General features: G+C 74.9%; 18 protein-coding genes. 3 read left to right on the top strand and 15 right to left on the bottom strand.

Annotation, left to right across the window (positions count from 1 at the left end; translation table 11 throughout):
- Window positions 1–11 precede the first annotated feature (11 nt).
- Complete coding sequence (locus ACK8HX_RS04320; RefSeq protein ID WP_411939431.1) at window positions 12–698, top strand: maleylpyruvate isomerase family mycothiol-dependent enzyme; 687 nt, start codon at window positions 12–14, stop codon at window positions 696–698.
- On the opposite strand, the gene ACK8HX_RS04315 is transcribed toward ACK8HX_RS04320, so the two are convergent.
- The 7 genes from ACK8HX_RS04315 to ACK8HX_RS04285 all read right to left on the bottom strand — a co-directional run bounded on the left by ACK8HX_RS04315 (window position 682) and on the right by ACK8HX_RS04285 (window position 6635).
- Window positions 682–1161 carry a GNAT family N-acetyltransferase gene (locus tag ACK8HX_RS04315; protein ID WP_411939430.1) on the bottom strand — a complete coding sequence of 160 codons (480 nt, stop codon included), beginning with the start codon at window positions 1159–1161 and terminating at the stop codon, window positions 682–684. The two genes, ACK8HX_RS04320 and ACK8HX_RS04315, sit on opposite strands and share 17 nt — an antisense overlap.
- Window positions 1158–2597, bottom strand: coding sequence for an adenylosuccinate lyase (gene purB, locus ACK8HX_RS04310; RefSeq protein WP_411939429.1), 1440 nt, complete (start codon window positions 2595–2597; stop codon window positions 1158–1160). Before purB ends, ACK8HX_RS04315 begins: the two co-directional genes overlap by 4 nt.
- A 90-nt stretch (window positions 2598–2687) precedes the next feature.
- Window positions 2688–3209 (bottom strand): low molecular weight protein-tyrosine-phosphatase, encoded by a 522-nt coding sequence (locus ACK8HX_RS04305; protein WP_411939428.1) that lies wholly within the window; start codon window positions 3207–3209, stop codon window positions 2688–2690.
- Between the two features lie 73 nt (window positions 3210–3282).
- Complete coding sequence (locus ACK8HX_RS04300) at window positions 3283–4170, bottom strand: hypothetical protein (RefSeq protein WP_411939427.1); 888 nt, start codon at window positions 4168–4170, stop codon at window positions 3283–3285.
- Window positions 4167–4724, bottom strand: a complete 558-nt coding sequence (locus tag ACK8HX_RS04295) for an RNA polymerase sigma factor (protein WP_411939426.1) — start codon at window positions 4722–4724, stop codon at window positions 4167–4169. The genes ACK8HX_RS04300 and ACK8HX_RS04295 overlap by 4 nt, the downstream gene beginning before the upstream one ends.
- A 43-nt stretch (window positions 4725–4767) precedes the next feature.
- Window positions 4768–5475 carry a dethiobiotin synthase gene (gene bioD / locus ACK8HX_RS04290; RefSeq protein WP_411939425.1) on the bottom strand — a complete coding sequence of 236 codons (708 nt, stop codon included), beginning with the start codon at window positions 5473–5475 and terminating at the stop codon, window positions 4768–4770.
- Window positions 5475–6635 carry an 8-amino-7-oxononanoate synthase gene (locus ACK8HX_RS04285; RefSeq protein ID WP_411939424.1) on the bottom strand — a complete coding sequence of 387 codons (1161 nt, stop codon included), beginning with the start codon at window positions 6633–6635 and terminating at the stop codon, window positions 5475–5477. Before ACK8HX_RS04285 ends, bioD begins: the two co-directional genes overlap by 1 nt.
- A 196-nt stretch (window positions 6636–6831) precedes the next feature.
- On the opposite strand from ACK8HX_RS04285, the gene ACK8HX_RS04280 reads away from it, so the two are divergent.
- The gene (locus ACK8HX_RS04280; protein WP_411939423.1) at window positions 6832–7248 is read left to right on the top strand and encodes a pyridoxamine 5'-phosphate oxidase family protein; all 417 of its coding nucleotides are present in this window, start codon (window positions 6832–6834) and stop codon (window positions 7246–7248) included.
- Between the two features lie 12 nt (window positions 7249–7260).
- Here the strand turns inward: ACK8HX_RS04280 and ACK8HX_RS04275 are convergent, their stop codons facing one another.
- The 6 genes from ACK8HX_RS04275 to ACK8HX_RS04250 form a co-directional block, all read right to left on the bottom strand.
- Window positions 7261–8589: an adenosylmethionine--8-amino-7-oxononanoate transaminase gene (locus tag ACK8HX_RS04275; protein WP_411939422.1), complete on the bottom strand. Its 1329-nt coding sequence runs from the start codon at window positions 8587–8589 to the stop codon at window positions 7261–7263.
- Between the two features lie 86 nt (window positions 8590–8675).
- The gene (locus ACK8HX_RS04270) at window positions 8676–9164 is read right to left on the bottom strand and encodes a DUF6584 family protein (RefSeq protein ID WP_411939421.1); all 489 of its coding nucleotides are present in this window, start codon (window positions 9162–9164) and stop codon (window positions 8676–8678) included.
- Between the two features lie 181 nt (window positions 9165–9345).
- On the bottom strand, window positions 9346–9903 hold the full coding sequence (locus ACK8HX_RS04265; RefSeq protein ID WP_411939420.1) for an NADPH-dependent FMN reductase: 558 nt from the start codon (window positions 9901–9903) through the stop codon (window positions 9346–9348).
- Window positions 9904–10138: 235 nt separating this feature from the next.
- Window positions 10139–10384, bottom strand: coding sequence for a biotin synthase auxiliary protein BsaP (bsaP, locus tag ACK8HX_RS04260; RefSeq protein WP_411939419.1), 246 nt, complete (start codon window positions 10382–10384; stop codon window positions 10139–10141).
- Window positions 10385–10400: 16 nt separating this feature from the next.
- Window positions 10401–11414, bottom strand: a complete 1014-nt coding sequence (gene bioB, locus ACK8HX_RS04255; RefSeq protein WP_411939418.1) for a biotin synthase BioB — start codon at window positions 11412–11414, stop codon at window positions 10401–10403.
- Window positions 11415–11482: 68 nt separating this feature from the next.
- On the bottom strand, window positions 11483–12205 hold the full coding sequence (locus ACK8HX_RS04250; RefSeq protein ID WP_411939417.1) for an AIM24 family protein: 723 nt from the start codon (window positions 12203–12205) through the stop codon (window positions 11483–11485).
- Window positions 12206–12331: 126 nt separating this feature from the next.
- On the opposite strand from ACK8HX_RS04250, the gene ACK8HX_RS04245 reads away from it, so the two are divergent.
- Complete coding sequence (locus ACK8HX_RS04245) at window positions 12332–12775, top strand: hypothetical protein (protein ID WP_411939416.1); 444 nt, start codon at window positions 12332–12334, stop codon at window positions 12773–12775.
- A gap of 58 nt (window positions 12776–12833) precedes the next feature.
- Here ACK8HX_RS04245 and ACK8HX_RS04240 read toward each other — a convergent pair whose 3' ends face one another.
- Window positions 12834–13688: a M56 family metallopeptidase gene (locus ACK8HX_RS04240; RefSeq protein WP_411939415.1), complete on the bottom strand. Its 855-nt coding sequence runs from the start codon at window positions 13686–13688 to the stop codon at window positions 12834–12836.
- A 174-nt stretch (window positions 13689–13862) separates the two neighbouring features.
- Entirely contained in the window at window positions 13863–14309 is a 447-nt protein-coding gene (locus ACK8HX_RS04235; RefSeq protein ID WP_411939414.1) for a BlaI/MecI/CopY family transcriptional regulator, read from the bottom strand.
- Window position 14310: the final 1 nt, after the last annotated feature.

The following is a 14310-nucleotide window of genomic DNA, read 5'->3' as shown; positions in this document are numbered from 1 at the left end:
AGGAGCAGCACATGGCCACGATGACGGCCGCCCAGGCCGACGAGCTCTGGGCCGGAGCCGACGACCAGCGGGCCCGCACCGTCGAGCTCCTCGAGTCGCTCACCCCCGAACAGTGGGACACCCCGTCGCTGTGCGAGGGCTGGACCGTGCGGCACGTCGCCGCCCACCTGACGGGGCAGCAGCAGGGGTGGGGAGACGTCGTGCGGTTCGTCGCCGCCCACCCGCGGATCCTGCGCAGCGTCACCCTCAACGCCGCCATCCACGACTCGGCCGTGCTCCTGGCGGGGGTGCTGTCGACCGACGAGATCATCGGGCGGATCCGCGCGTCGATCGGCTCGCGGCGGCACAACGCCTTCGTCACCCCCCGCGAGACGCTGACCGACATCCTCGTCCACAGCCAGGACATCGCGGTCCCACTCGGGGCCGACCTGGCCATCCGTCCGGGGCCCGGTGCGCTCTCGGCGACGCGCTGCTGGGACACGCGCGGCTCGTGGCTGTCGTCGGTCTTCCGGCGCCTCCCCCTCGACGGCTACCGGCTGCGGGCCACCGACGTCGACTGGACCCGGGGAGAGGGGCTCGAGGTCGCCGGCCCGGTCGGGGCCGTCCTCCTGCTGCTCAGCGGGCGGCCGGTCGCGCTGGACCGGCTGACCGGGCCCGGCGCCGACGCGCTGCGCGCCGCCCTCACAGCTCGAGGGTGAGGAAGATGCTGTGGCGGTCGGGACGGTACGCCCCGAACGGCGCGGTCTCGGTGAAGCCGGCGCCGAGGTAGAGGGCGCGGGCGGCGTCGAAGAGCGGCACGACCCCAGTCTCGAGGCTGAGGCGGGTCGCCCCGGCGGCTCGGGCCTCGGCGAGGGCGTGGTCGAGGAGGAGGCGCCCGACGCCGCGGCCCCGGACCGCGGCGGACGTCCTCATCGTCTTCAGCTCGAGGTGTCCGGCCTCGAGCTCCTTGAGCGCCACGGACCCGACGAGGGCACCCTCCAGCTCGGCGACCCACAGCCGTACCCCCGGCTCGCGGAACCGGTCGAGGGTGAGGGCGTGGCGGCTCCCGGGGGGTGCCGTCGGCTCCATCTCCGCGAGGTGCTCGTCGAGCAGGGCCCCGACGCGCGGGTCGGAGAGGTCGGCCGGGACGATGCGCACCCCCTCGGCCGGTGACGTGCTCACCGCAGGTGGTCGACGAGCTCGGGGGCGAGCCCGACGTACGTGGCGGGCGTCATCGCCGCGAGCCGCTCCTCGACATCCGCGGGGAGGCCCAGGCCGCGGACGAACCCGACGAGGTCCTCGCGCCCGATGCGCCGGCCCCGGGTCAGCTCCTTGAGGCGCTCGTAGGGCTCCTCCATGCCGGGGACCCCGGCCGCGCCGAGCGCCCGCATCGCCGACTGGACGGGCTCACCGAGGACCTCCCAGTTGGCGTCGAGGTCGGCGGCCATCGCCTCGGGGACGGCGTCGAGACCGTCGAGGCCGCGGGTGGCGTTGTCGATGGCGAGCAGGCTGTGCCCGAACGCGGAGCCGATGTTGCGCTGCATCGAGGAGTCGGTGAGGTCGCGCTGGAGCCGGCTCTGGACGAGGGTCGCGGCGAGGACGTCGAAGAGGGCGTTGCTCACCTCGAGGTTGGCCTCGGCGTTCTCGAAGCGGATCGGGTTGACCTTGTGCGGCATCGTGCTCGACCCCACCGTGCCCTGGCCGCGGACCTGGGCGAAGTAGCCCATCGAGATGTAGCTCCAGACGTCGGTGCACATGTTGTGCAGGACCCGGTTGAACCGGGCGAGGTCGGCGTAGAGCTCGGACTGCCAGTCGTGGCTCTCGATCTGTGTCGTCAGGGGGTTCCAGGTGAGCCCGAGGTGCTCGACGAACTCGCGGCTCAGCTCCTGCCAGTCGGCGCCGGGGACCGCTGCGGTGTGCGCGCCGTAGGTGCCCGTGGCGCCGTTGAGCTTGCCGAGGAACTCCGCGTCCTCGATGCGGGCGAGCTGGCGCTGGAGCCGCCAGGCGAGCACGGCCAGCTCCTTGCCCATCGTCGTGGGGGTCGCCGGCTGCCCGTGGGTGTGGGCGAGGAGGGGGACCTCGCGCAGGTCGCTCGCCATCGTCGCGAGCCGCTCGACGAGGGCCGTCGCGCGCGGCAGCCAGACCTCCTGGACGGCACCCTTGACCATGACCGCGTACGAGAGGTTGTTGACGTCCTCGCTCGTGCAGCAGAAGTGGATCAGCTCGGCGAGCCCGCGGTCGTCCTCGGCGGGGGCGATGGCGCTGAGCCGTTTCTTGAGGAAGTACTCGACCGCCTTGACGTCGTGCTGGGTGACCCGCTCGGTGGCCGCCATCTCCTCGATCTCGGCCGGGCCGAAGGTGCGGACGACCTCGCGCAGCGCGTCCTGCTCGGCGGCGGTGAGGCGGCGCACGCCCGGGACGACCTCGCGCTCGGTGAGGTGGATGAGCCACTCGACCTCGACGTGGACCCGTGCGCGGTTGAGGGCGGGCTCGCTCAGGTGGTCGACGAGGTCGGCGACGGTGCCCCGGTAGCGCCCGTCCAGGGCGCCGAGGGCGATGGGCGGCTCGGCGTCGGCGAGGCGGGTGGAGGCGGCGAGGCTGGTCGCGTCGGGGGCCATGCGCCCATCCTCCCAGAGCGCCGACGGTGCCCCGACGGCCCGTCCGCCCGGACAGGACCGACCAACGGGGCGATCTTGACCCACCACGGGTCAGAGCTGGTTGCGGGCCTTCAGCTCGGTGCGGACGTGCTCGACGATGCCGGGGACCGCGGCGACGATCTCGGCGTAGGTCCGGTCGTACGCGGGGTCGGTGCCGTACCAGGGGTCGTCCATGCCGAGGTCACCCGAGGCGACGGCGGCGGGGTCGAAGGAGCGGAAGAGCCGGATCTTCGCGCGCTCGCCGTCGTCGGCCGCGAGCCGCCGCAGCCGGTGCTCGTGCTCGTGGTCGACGGGGAGGACGAGGTCGGACCCCTCGAACCAGCCCGCCTCGAAGCGGCGGGCCCGGTGGGCGGACCACCCGGTGTCGGCGTGCCCGTTGCGGCGCATCACCGCCGCGGTGCGCGGGTGCATGCCGTTGCCCTGCTCCTCGGCGGAGGTCCCGGCCGAGTCGACCTCCACCCGGTCGCCGAGGCCGGCGTCCTCGAACGCCTCGCGCAGCAGGTACTCGCCCATCGGCGAGCGGCAGATGTTGCCCCAGCAGACCACGGTCACGCGGTACGGGCGCTCGCTCATGCGGGCCATCCTCGCAGGACGCAGCGGCCTCCCCGGCACGTGCCGGGGAGGCCCTTGCTCCGTCCGCGGGGCCTCAGCCCTGTGGCCACTGCGGCCGCGACGGCGCGACGTCGTGCAGCACGGTCCCGTCGCGCAGGGTCACGTCGTAGCGCAGGAGCGGTTCAGGGGCGCGGCCGGCGTCCGTGTCCGGGCCGAAGACCGACCCCGGCCACCACGCGACGTATCGGCCGTTCGCCACGGTCGCGTCGACGGACCGGCCTCCGGCGTCGTGGATCCGCACGCCGAGGACGTCGGCGCCGGCGACACCGTCGACGAACGCGCCGCCGCCCCCGCCGAACTGGGCCATCGATCCCTCGAGGAACTCCCGGGGCCCGGCCACGGCGGCCGGGCCGTCGCTCCCGGCGAGACCGCTGTCGACGTCGGACACCTCGCCGGTACCGGGAGGGTTGGTCGCGAGACAGAATCCCGAGAGGTCCGCGCCCGTGGTGGGGCGCAGGAGCAGCGCCACGTAGGCGCCTCGGCGCTCGGCGACGACGACACGCGCGGTCTCGGCGTCGAAGGGCGTGTCGGCCCACGGCAGCCAGCCCCCGCCGAGCTGGTCCCGGCAGGCGTCGGTGACGACGGCGAGGTCACGCTCGGCGACCGTGGTCGGAGTCGCGGTCCACGACGCGTACGCGGCCTCGTCGCCCCGGGGGCCGGGCAGGACCACGGCCGCGGCCGTCGCCGTCGCCACGGCGACGGCCAGGAAGACCACCCGGCGCCGCGTGCGGCGAGGGCGGAGGGGGCGGACGGGGCCCGGGAACCCGCCGACGGCCTCCCGGGTGCCGGTGAGGTCCTCGATGCCGGGGAGCGAGGCGGGGATCGCCAGCACCCGCGTGTCCAACCGGGCGCGCAGCGCCGGGTCGGGCGTGCGGTCGGCGGGGTCGAGGGTGCGCAGTCGGGACATGGTCGTGGAGGTCATGGCGTCGTCCTTCCGGTCGGGATGAGCTGGGGGAGGCCGGGGTCCGCATCGGCCAGGAGGTGACGCAGCGACCGCCGGGCCCGCATGAGGCGGACCCGGTAGGCCGCGGGGCTGATCGCCAGGACCCGGGCGGCCTCGCTGGACGTGAGGTCGTCGAACGCGGTGAGCGCGATCGTCTCCTGCTCGCGCGGGTCGAGACGGGACCACGCGGCGACGAGGTCGAGGCGGGCCAGCGCCTCGACCGGGTCGGTGGCAGCGGCAGGGAGCGTGCGGGTGTCCTGCTCGGCCAGCCGGACCGCGACGGCATCCTGCCGGCCGGCGCCGCGCCGGGCGTTGAGGAGGCAGTTGCGGGCGATGCCGAAGACCCAGGCCCGCGCCTCGTGCGGGGGGCGGGGACAGTCCTCGAGCCGGCGCCACACGACGGTGAAGGTGTCGGCCGCCACGTCCTCGGCGTGGCTGGGATGGGCGCGACGTTGCGCGAAGCGGACGACGTCGTCGCAGGTCCGGGCGTACAACGCCCGGAACCGCTCCTCGCGGTCTGGTGTCGTGGTCATGACCGGTACATGTCCGGGTGCGGGTCCGGCGTAACCGCGCGGCTCAGGTGATGTCGAACCAGGTGGGGACCGCGGCGAGGAAGTCCTCGCGAGCCATCGCCCCGGCACCTGCCGGGACCGAGCCCCACAGCGGGGCGCCCGTGACCCGTGGGAGGTCGACGAGGTTGCTCTCCTCGGTGAACCCGGGTTCGGCCGGCCACGAGCCGACGACGACGCCGAGCAGGGGCAGCTGGCGCGAGGCGAGCGCCTCGGCGGTGAGTGCGGCGGAGTTCAGGGTGCCGAGGCCGGCCGACGCGACGAGCACGACCCCGCAGGAGACGCCCTTGTAGCGCAGCGCGGTGCCGAGGTCGGCGAGGGTGCCCCCGCGGGAGTCGAGGCGGACGAGGAGGCCGCCCGCTCCCTCGACGAGGACGACGTCGGCCTCCTCGGTGAGGCCGGTGACCGTGCGGGCGTGGGCGGCGACGGGCGGGAGGTCGGCGCCCTCGCGCCGCGCTGCGGCCTCGGGGGAGAGGGGGTCGCGGAGGCGGACGAGCTCGTGGGTGGCGAGGTCGTCGCCGACGAGCCGGCGGACCTCGTCGACGTCACCGGGGTCGCCGGGCGCGAGGCCGGTCTGTGCCGGCTTGACGACGGCCACCGTGCTCCCGCGCTGTCTCACCAGGGCGGCGAGGGCGGCCGTCGCGACCGTCTTGCCGACCTCGGTGCCGGTGCCGGTGACGAGCACGACCGAGGGGAGCGCCCGGGGATCATCCATCAGCCGACGAGCTCGGCTGCGGCAGAACCGGTCCCGCGCGTGCCGGTGACGAGGTCGAGGACGGCGCACGCGCGCTCGAGCTCGTCCTCGGTGTGGTCGGCGTGGGCGGTGAGCCGCAGGCGCGAGGAGCCGTCGGGGGTGGACGGCGGGCGGAAGCAGCCGATGCGGACGCCCTGCGCGCGGGCTGCCTCGACGGCCTCGACCGCCTCGAACGGGCCCGGCATCGGGACCGACATGACGGCACCGGCGGGGGCGGCCACGCCGCACGCCCGCGCCAGCCGGGCCGCGTTGGCGTGCAGCCGTGCCGTGAGCTCGGGGTGCTCGCGGAGGACCTGGATGGCCGCGAGGGCGGCCCCGGCCGACGCCGGCGCCAGGCCGGTGTCGTAGATGAAGGGCCGCGCCGTGTTGACGAGGTGGTCGCGGACGACCGGCGAGGCGAGGACCGTGCCACCCTGTGCTGCGAGCGACTTCGACAGCGTCCCCGTGACGACGACGTGCTCGGGCAGGGCGCCGGGCACGGAGGCCGCCACGAGCCCGCCACCGCGCGGGCCGACGACGCCGAGCGCGTGGGCCTCGTCGATGACGAGGAGGGCACCGACCTCGGCCGTGAGGGCGATGAGGTCGTCGACGGGGGCGGCGTCGCCGAGGACGGAGTAGATCGACTCGGCGACGACGACGGCCCGCGGGCTCTCGCGCCGGGCGAGCAGCTCGGCGTAGTGCTCGAGGTCGTTGTGCCGCGCGACCGACACGGCGGCGCGGGAGAGGCGGCACCCGTCGATGAGGCTCGCGTGGGCGTGCTCGTCGCTGACGACGAGGGTGCCGGCGTCGGCGAGGGTGGTGAGGGCGGCGAGGTTGGCCGCGTACCCGCTCGAGAGGACGAGCGCGGCGGGGGCGCCGGTGAGGGCGACGAGGGCGGCCTCCAGCTCGTCGTGGATGTCGAGGGTCCCGGTGACGAGGCGCGAGGCGCCGGCGCCGGTGCCGTACGTCTCGGCGGCGGCGACCGCCCCCGCGACGACGGCCGGGTGGGTGCGCAGCCCGAGGTAGTCGTTGCCGGCGAGGTCGAGCCCGTCACCGGACTTGGTCGTCGCGAGGCGTCGCGTCAGCCCGGCCTCCGCACGGGTCGCGGCGGCCTCGCGGATCCAGTCGAGGGGCCCAGTCACGGCGAAGATCCTGCCACGCCTTCCTGACGGCCCGGACGCCGATCTCGCCCGACCACCGGACACGCCGACCTGCCCGTGGCGTCTCCGTCGGCATGTCGCAACCCGGGGGCGCGCGGCCGGTCCCCGAGCCCGCGGACGGCCGCCGCGCGGTTAGCGTGGGCAGGCAGACCGCCCGCCCCGCCCACCAGGAGACGTCATGCCCAAGGCCCCGCTCCCCGACCACGTCGCCGAGCTCTTCGCGCGCCCCAACCCCGCCGTCGTCGCGGTCCTCCGGCCGGACGGGGCCCCGATGTCGGTGGCGACCTGGTACCTCGTCGAGGACGACGGCACCGTCCTGCTCAACATGGACGGCGCCCGCGCCCGCCTCCGGTGGATGCGCGAGCGTCCGGAGGTCGCGCTCACCGCCATGGACGAGGACAACTGGTACACCCACGTCTCGGTGCGCGGGCGCATCGTGCGGTGGGAGGACGACCCGGTCAAGGGCCTGGCCGACATCGACCGCCTCTCGCGCCACTACGGCGGCGAGGACTACCCGGTCCGCGACCGCGACCGGGTCAGCTGCTGGGTCGAGATCACCCACTGGCACGGCTGGGGAGAGGCGAAGGCCGACTGACCTCTCCGCGGGTCAGCCGTGGGCGGAGGCGACGGCCTCGACGAGCGCCGACGTGATGGTGGCGAGGTCGGCGTCGTCGGTGACGTAGGGCGGCATCGTGTACACGAGGTTGCGGAACGGCCGGACCCACACCCCGCGCGCGACCGCTGCGGCCGTCACCTCGGCGACGCGGACGGGCTCACGCAGCTCGATGACGCCGACGGCGCCCAGGGTTCGCACCTCGGTGACCGACGCGAGCTCGGCTGCGGCAGAGAGTCCTTCGCGTAGCCCGGCCTCGATGCGGGCCACCTCGGCGGGGGTGTCGCGGGAGGCGAGCAGATCGAGGTTGGCGCTCGCCACGGCGCAGGCGAGGGGGTTGCCCATGAACGTCGGTCCGTGCATCAGCCCGCCCGCCGCGCCGCGGCTGACGCCCTCGGCGACCTCGCGCGTGCAGAGCACCGCGGCCAGCGTGAGGTAGCCGCCGGTGAGCGCCTTGCCGACGGTGAGGATGTCGGGCGGGGTGTCGACGCGCTGCCCGGCCCAGAGGGGACCGGTGCGGTGGAAGCCCGTGGCGATCTCGTCGTGGATGACGAGGGCGCCGTGCTCACGGGCGAGGTCGTGGAGGACGGTGAGCGCGGCGGGCGCCCACACGTGCATGCCGCCCGCCCCCTGGAGGACGGGCTCGACGATGACGCCGGCGACCTCGTGGGCGTGCGCCGCGAAGAGGGCACGCGTCTCCCGCTCCCACGCGGCGAGGGCGGCGCCATCGGGGTCCAGGCCCGAGGGCGGGCGCGGTGCGAACACGTGCTCGGGGAGGATGCCGCGGAACAGGGCGTGCATCCCGCCGACGGGGTCGGTGACAGACATCGGGTTGAGCGTGTCGCCGTGGTAGCCGCCGCGGACGGTGAGGAACCGCGTGCGTGGGCGGCCGGCGGCGAGGTGCCACTGGAGCGCCATCTTCATCGCGACCTCGACCGAGACCGACCCGCTGTCGGCGAGGAACACGTGCTCGAGGCCGTCGGGGGCGAGGTCGACGAGGCGGCGGGCGAGGCCGACCGCGGGCTCGTGGGTCAGGCCACCGAACATCACGTGGCTCATGCGGCCGAGCTGGGCACGGGCGGCGGCGTCGAGCTCGGGCACGCGGTACCCGTGGAGGGCGCACCACCACGAGCTCATCGCGTCGACGACCTCGCGGGGGGTGCCGTCGCGGTCGCGGACCCGCAGGCGCACCCCGTCGGCCGACTCGACGACGTACGGGTCCTGGGGGCTCAGCGCGGAGGAGTAGGGGTGCCACACGTGCGCCCGGTCGAAGGCGAGGAGCGCCTCGTGGGCGGTGGTGTCGTCGGGTTTCGGGGCGGGCATCGCGGCCATTGTGCCCACTCATCCCGCGGCGAGTGCGGACGTGGTGGCCCGGGTCGCCACGTCCGCACCCACGGGGCGGGAGACGGTCAGCCCCGGATCCAGTGCCAGACGGTCCAGCCACCGACGACGACGAGGACCAGGAAGCCCAGGAGGACGAGGAGGCACCCGACCGGAGCGAGCGCGTCGCGCCACGACCCCTCCTCGGGGACGTCGGGCAGCGGGGCGGTGCGGCCGCGCGACTCGACGACCGCCGCCGCCCGGAGCTCGTCGAGGGCGGTGGGGGGCCGTGCGTGCCGGCGCATCGGACCCGGGATGCTCCGCCACCGCTGCTCGTCCGACGCGTGCCGGTCGCGCCAGGCGTCGACCGCGGCTCGGGCGCGGTCGTCGTCACGGCCCGTGACGAACCACAGGGCACCGGCCGCCGGGAGGTCGCCCATCGTCTCGTGGACCTCGGCGAGGAGGTCGAGCAGCTCGTCGTCCTGCCGCTGCGCGAGCGCGCCGACCAGCCGGTCGCGCGCCATCCACGGGCGACCGGCCTCGAGGTCGGCGCGGGCACGCGCCAGGGCTCCGGACATCCGGCGATGGTCGCAGCCCCCGGCCAGCGCGGGCCACCGGGTTTCGGGCGTCCCGGTCGAGTGGCCACGACACGCTGACGGTCCGGCCGTGGCATCAGCGTGTCGCGGCCACTCGACTCCGCCGGGCTGGGTCGGGTCAGGCAACCGGGCCAGGCGGCGGGTCAGGCAGCGGGGTGCCGGGTCAGGCGGCGGAGGACGACGCGCCGCGGACCTCGCCGGCGAGGCGGGCGACGAGGCGGCGCAGCTCGGCATCGAGGTCGGCGTCGGTGAGGCGACCACCCTCGAAGGCCTGGAACGATGCGGGGACGCCGACGGTGTCGTCGATGACGTGGGCCCCTGCGACGCGCAGGACCTTGACCCCGTCCTCCCGGGCCCACTGGGCGGCGTTGGGTGAGCCGCTGGCGCCGAGGACGGCCGCGGGCTTGCCGGCGATCGACGACGCGCCGCGCGGGCGTGAGGCCCAGTCGACGGCGTTCTTGACGGCCGAGGACAGGGAGCCGTTGTACTCGGGGGTCACGAGCAGGACGGCGTCGGTGTCGGCGACGGCCTCGCGCAGGTCGCGGGCGACCTCGGGCAGGGCGTCGTCGTGGTCGAGCTCCTCGGAGTAGTGCGGGAGGTCGGCGAGACGCTCGAAGACGGTGGCCTCGACGCCCTCGGGGAGGTGGGCGACGGCGGCGTCGGCGAGCTGGCGGTTGGTGGAGCCGGCGCGCAGGCTGCCGACGAGGACGAGGACGTTCACGGGTTCTCCTGGGGTGCGGATCGGGCAGGGCGATCGACGCTGATCAGGAAGTTGAACCGTCAACTACCCTCTCCCATTCCCTCCGGTGAGCCGGGCGGGTGCGTGGCGTCGCGTGTGCTCGCCCGGCTGCCAGGGCGACCAGCTGAGCACACGCGACGCAGGCGGCTGGCCTCGTGTGCCCAGGTGGCTCCTCCGGCGACCGCTTGAGCACACGCGACGAGGAGGGTGGTGGCGGTCAGGACCAGGTGGGCTGCTCGACCGTGCCGTGCTGGACGCAGGTCGCGGACCACGTACCGGGGGTGACCTGCACCTTCATCCGGCGCCGGCAGTGGGCGCAGAAGCGGGGCGGTTCGAGCTCGGCCCGGCGGGCGCAGCGCCCGTGGTCGCCCTCGCCCACCGCCGAGCCGCACTGCCCGCACCACTCGCCGGGCGTGGAGGGGCGCGGCACCGGGCCGACCGCGGCGTCCTCCGACACGACCATCACCACGCGCCTGCGCTCAGAGGGTCTCGTTGAGCGCCTTGATGGGCATCTCGAGCTCGGCGAGGAGGGCGAGGTCCTCCTTGGGCTCGCGGCCGAGCGTCGTCAGGTAGTTGCCGACGATGACGGCGTTGATGCCGCCGAGGAGGCCGTCGCGGGTGCCGAGGTCGCCGAGGGTGAGCTCGCGTCCCCCGGCGTAGCGCAGGATCGTGCGCGGCAGGGCGAGGCGGAAGGCGGCGATGGTGCGCAGGGCGTCGGACGCCTCCATCGGCTCGAGGTCGCCGAAGGGGGTGCCCGGGCGGGGGTTGAGGAAGTTGAGCGGCACCTCGTGGGGCTCGAGCTCTCCCAGCTGGGCGGCGAGCTCGGCGCGCTGCTCGAGCGTCTCACCCATGCCGACGAGGCCTCCGCAGCACAGCTCCATCCCTGACTCCTTGACCATGAGGCAGGTGTCCCAGCGCTCGTCGAAGGAGTGGGTGGTGACGACGTTCGGGAAGTAGGAGCGGCCGGCTTCGAGGTTGTGGTTGTAGCGGTGTACGCCCATGTCGACGAGCTCGTCGACCTGCTCCTGCGTCAGCATGCCGAGGGACGCCGCGACCTGGATGTCGACCGCCGCCCTGATGGCGGCCACGCCCTCGCGCATCTGCTGCATGAGCTTGTCGTCGGGGCCGCGCACGGCGGCGACGATGCAGAACTCGCTGGCCCCGGTCTCGGCGGTCTGCTTCGCGGCGCGCACGAGCTCGGGGATGTTGAGCCACACCGACCGCACCGGCGAGGTGAACTGGCCGGACTGGCTGCAGAAGTGGCAGTCCTCGGGGCAGCCGCCGGTCTTCAGGGAGATGATCCCCTCGACCTCGACCGCGGGGCCCTGGTACTTCATCCGGACCTCGTGCGCCAGGGCGAGGAGGTCCTGGAGGACGTCGTCGCCGGTGCGCAGGACCTCGAGCACCTGCTCCTGGGTCAGCGGGACCCCGCGCTCGAGGACCTGCTCGCGTGCGAGGTCGAGGATGCCGGTGTCGGTCGCCTGAGCCGTCATGTCCGGCATTGTTCCCCATGGCCGGTCCGGGCCCGAGGGGTGTTCCGCAGACGGCCGCGTGCCGGGGGCTACTGGAAGAAGCCGCCGAGCGTCTGGGCGGCACCGCCCTGGCCCTGGTGGCCGCCCTGGGGCACCGACTCGCTCGGCTGGACCACGACGTACCCCTGGCCGCCGAACGCCATCTGCAGCATCTCGCCGGTGCCGCCGCGGATCATCGAGCCGATGCCGCCGGTGTCGACGCGGACGTCCATCGACACCCCGGACGTCCAGAGCACGACGGCCTGGGCATCGGCGAACGTCGGCGACGAGGCGACGTCGAGGGCGACGGGATCACCCTTGGTCGTGACGGCGACGTACCCGGTGCCGCGCAGCGAGACGTTGTAGAGCCCTCCGGTCATCGCGGCCCCGCGCGCCTGGATGCGGTGGATGTCCCACTGGATCGAGTTCGAGAACGCGAGGACGTTCTCGCCGTTGACCGAGATCGCGTCGTTCTCCAGGTACATGACCTGGATCTCGGAGGCGAAGTCGGCGACGAACAGCTCGCCCGACCCGCTGCACTGCATCATCTTGACGCCCTCGCCCGTGGCGGCCGCCTTGAGCATCTTCCCGAGGCCGCCCGAGCCCTTGTTCACGAAGCGCACGTCGCCCTGGTAGGCCACCATCGAGCCCGTGCGCGCCCAGACCTCGCCGTAGCGCATGTCGATCCGGAGCATCTTCTTGTTCTGGAGCGAGAAGGGGTCCTGCGTGTCCTTCTCCTTGAACTCCTGGAACAGCGACCCGTGGATCGGCATGGCACCCCGCCCTTCGTCTCGGCCCGGACCTCGTGCCCGGGTTCATCGGGTCCCAACGCTAGGCGCAGCGGGCCGACTCGGCCTAGGGTTTCGAGGAGGATCAGGAACCAGTCAGGGAGGTCCCCGATGAGCTTCTTCGAGCGAGCCAAGGCCGCCGCGACCGACCTCGCCGCGAAGGCCGACGTCGCGATGCAGAACGCCGGCATCAACACCCCCACGGGTGGCGGCGGCGACCGCGCGCTGCGCGACCTCGGGGTCCTCGCGTACCTCGAGGCCACCGGGCGGCCCGGCTCCGGCGCCGACCGCGAGCGGCTGGTCGCCGAGCTGCGCGAGCTCGAGTCCTCCGGGCGCCTGGGGCCGCTGACGCTCACCCCCACCCATGCCCCCGGCGCCCCGCCGCCCCCGCCCGGCGCCGCGGCTGCGGGAGCCGGGGTGCCGGCAGCGCCGCCGCCGCCTCCGGCCGGGTCCGCCCCGCCGCACCCTCCGGCCGCCGCGCCGCCGCCGGCACCCGAGCCGGAGACCACCCCGCCGGGCTCGACGCCCCCACCGCCGCCGCCCAGCTGGGCCTGACGCGACCGACCGGTCGAGTGGTCACGCAGGACGGAGCCCCCTTCGCCCAGAGCGCAGCTCACGCCCAGGCGAGGGCGAGGAGGGCGACGGGCAGCAGCACCGCGAGGGTGGCGTACACGTAGGCGGTGGTCGACAGCGCAGGGGGCGCGGGTCCGTCGGCGAGCAGGCGCAGGCGCACCGGGGCGGTCGTGCCCGCCCCGAGGGCCGAGAGCGGGGTGCGGCTCTCGGCGAGCGCGACGAGGGCGCGCGCGGTGGCCACCTCGCCGGCCCGGCGGGCGGCGGCCCGGTCGGCCAGCGCCTCGACGAGCAGCCGCACCTCCGACAGCGCCGCCTCCGAGCGCAGCGGCCCCGGCACCGCCTCGTGGACGACGCTGAAGAACTCGAGGAGGAGGTCGTGGCGCCCCCGCAGGTGGGCGTGCTCGTGCGCGACGACGGCATCGAGCTGGTCCCGCGGGAGGGCGTCGAGGACGCCCTGCGACAGCACGACCCGGGACCCGCGACCCGGGATGCAGTAGGCGGTGGGCATCGGGTTCTCGAGGACGCGGAACCGTCCGTCACCCGCGTCGGCGTCGCGCCGCCCGACGATGTCGACGAGCTCGCGCTCACGGGCGCGGACCCGGCGCAGCCGCGTGCCGACGTCGTGACCGGTCCACAGCAGCCGCGCGAGGACCGCCCCGCTGAGCAGGGCCGCCGTGGCGAGGAGCTCGACCCGCGCCGTCGCCTCGTCGCCGCCCAGGAGGGGCAGCGCCGCCGGGGCGACCGCCAGCGCGGACAGAATGCCGGCGACGGACACCGCCTGCCACGCGACGAGCGCGGCCCGCGGGGCGCGGCGGAACCCGGTGCGGCGCGCCATCAGCCCCGGGGCCACCCACGCGAGGAGGACCGCCAGACCCGCGAGGACGATCGGGATCACGGGTCCATGGTGGCAGGCGGGTGCACCGCACCGGACCGCGATCCCGGGGTCGAGCGGCACCCGACCTTCGTCGCGCCACCCGATATCGGGCGCCCGGGCGGAGTTTCGGTGCCCGTGGGGCGGGTCCGGGCGCCCGGGCGGAGGTCCGGTGCCCGTGGGTCCGGGCCGCCGGCCTCAGCGGCGGCGGAGGCGGCCCTTCCTCGGGGGCGGGGCGTCGTCGGCGGCCCGCGCCTCGACCTCGGCGAGGGCGGCCCGGAGGTCGGCGAGCTCGTCGCTCGTCGCGCCGTCGAGGAAGTGCAGGAGGGCGGTGCGCCGGTCGGTGACCTCCATGTCGTCGAGGGTGCGGCGCATCGTCTGGGCGGTCAGGGCCTCGCGGGTGTCGGCGGGGCGGTAGCGCCAGGCCCGTCCGTCGCGCTCGCGGGTGACGAGGTCCTTCTTCGCGAGCCGGTCCAGCACGGTCATCACCGTCGTGTAGGCGATGTCGCGGTCCTTGGCGAGGCGGTCGTGCACCTCGCGGACCGTGGCTCCGGTGAAGCCGTCGGCGCCGGCGAGGTCCCACAGGTGCTCCATGACGACGCGCTCGAGGTCACCGAGGCGTGGTGCGGAGGTCGAGTGCGGCATG

It is taken from the genome of Oryzobacter faecalis (genome assembly GCF_046764005.1).
Taxonomy (GTDB): domain Bacteria; phylum Actinomycetota; class Actinomycetes; order Actinomycetales; family Dermatophilaceae; genus Oryzobacter; species Oryzobacter faecalis.
Note: the sequence above shows the minus strand (reverse complement) of the source record. Positions and strands in the feature narration are given on the sequence as shown.

Bases quoted from the DNA above. Each gene is read 5' to 3' on its own strand.
- ACK8HX_RS04320 (WP_411939431.1), top strand. From the start codon at position 12: ATGGCCACGATGACGGCCGCCCAGGCCGACGAGCTCTGGGCCGGAGCC.
- purB (WP_411939429.1), bottom strand. From the start codon at position 2,597: ATGGCCCCCGACGCGACCAGCCTCGCCGCCTCCACCCGCCTCGCCGAC.
- ACK8HX_RS04305 (WP_411939428.1), bottom strand. From the start codon at position 3,209: ATGAGCGAGCGCCCGTACCGCGTGACCGTGGTCTGCTGGGGCAACATC.
- ACK8HX_RS04300 (WP_411939427.1), bottom strand. From the start codon at position 4,170: ATGACCTCCACGACCATGTCCCGACTGCGCACCCTCGACCCCGCCGAC.
- ACK8HX_RS04295 (WP_411939426.1), bottom strand. From the start codon at position 4,724: ATGACCACGACACCAGACCGCGAGGAGCGGTTCCGGGCGTTGTACGCC.
- bioD (WP_411939425.1), bottom strand. From the start codon at position 5,475: ATGGATGATCCCCGGGCGCTCCCCTCGGTCGTGCTCGTCACCGGCACC.
- ACK8HX_RS04280 (WP_411939423.1), top strand. From the start codon at position 6,832: ATGCCCAAGGCCCCGCTCCCCGACCACGTCGCCGAGCTCTTCGCGCGC.
- ACK8HX_RS04275 (WP_411939422.1), bottom strand. From the start codon at position 8,589: ATGCCCGCCCCGAAACCCGACGACACCACCGCCCACGAGGCGCTCCTC.
- ACK8HX_RS04270 (WP_411939421.1), bottom strand. From the start codon at position 9,164: ATGTCCGGAGCCCTGGCGCGTGCCCGCGCCGACCTCGAGGCCGGTCGC.
- bsaP (WP_411939419.1), bottom strand. From the start codon at position 10,384: ATGGTCGTGTCGGAGGACGCCGCGGTCGGCCCGGTGCCGCGCCCCTCC.
- bioB (WP_411939418.1), bottom strand. From the start codon at position 11,414: ATGACGGCTCAGGCGACCGACACCGGCATCCTCGACCTCGCACGCGAG.
- ACK8HX_RS04250 (WP_411939417.1), bottom strand. From the start codon at position 12,205: ATGCCGATCCACGGGTCGCTGTTCCAGGAGTTCAAGGAGAAGGACACG.
- ACK8HX_RS04245 (WP_411939416.1), top strand. From the start codon at position 12,332: ATGAGCTTCTTCGAGCGAGCCAAGGCCGCCGCGACCGACCTCGCCGCG.
- ACK8HX_RS04235 (WP_411939414.1), bottom strand. From the start codon at position 14,309: ATGCCGCACTCGACCTCCGCACCACGCCTCGGTGACCTCGAGCGCGTC.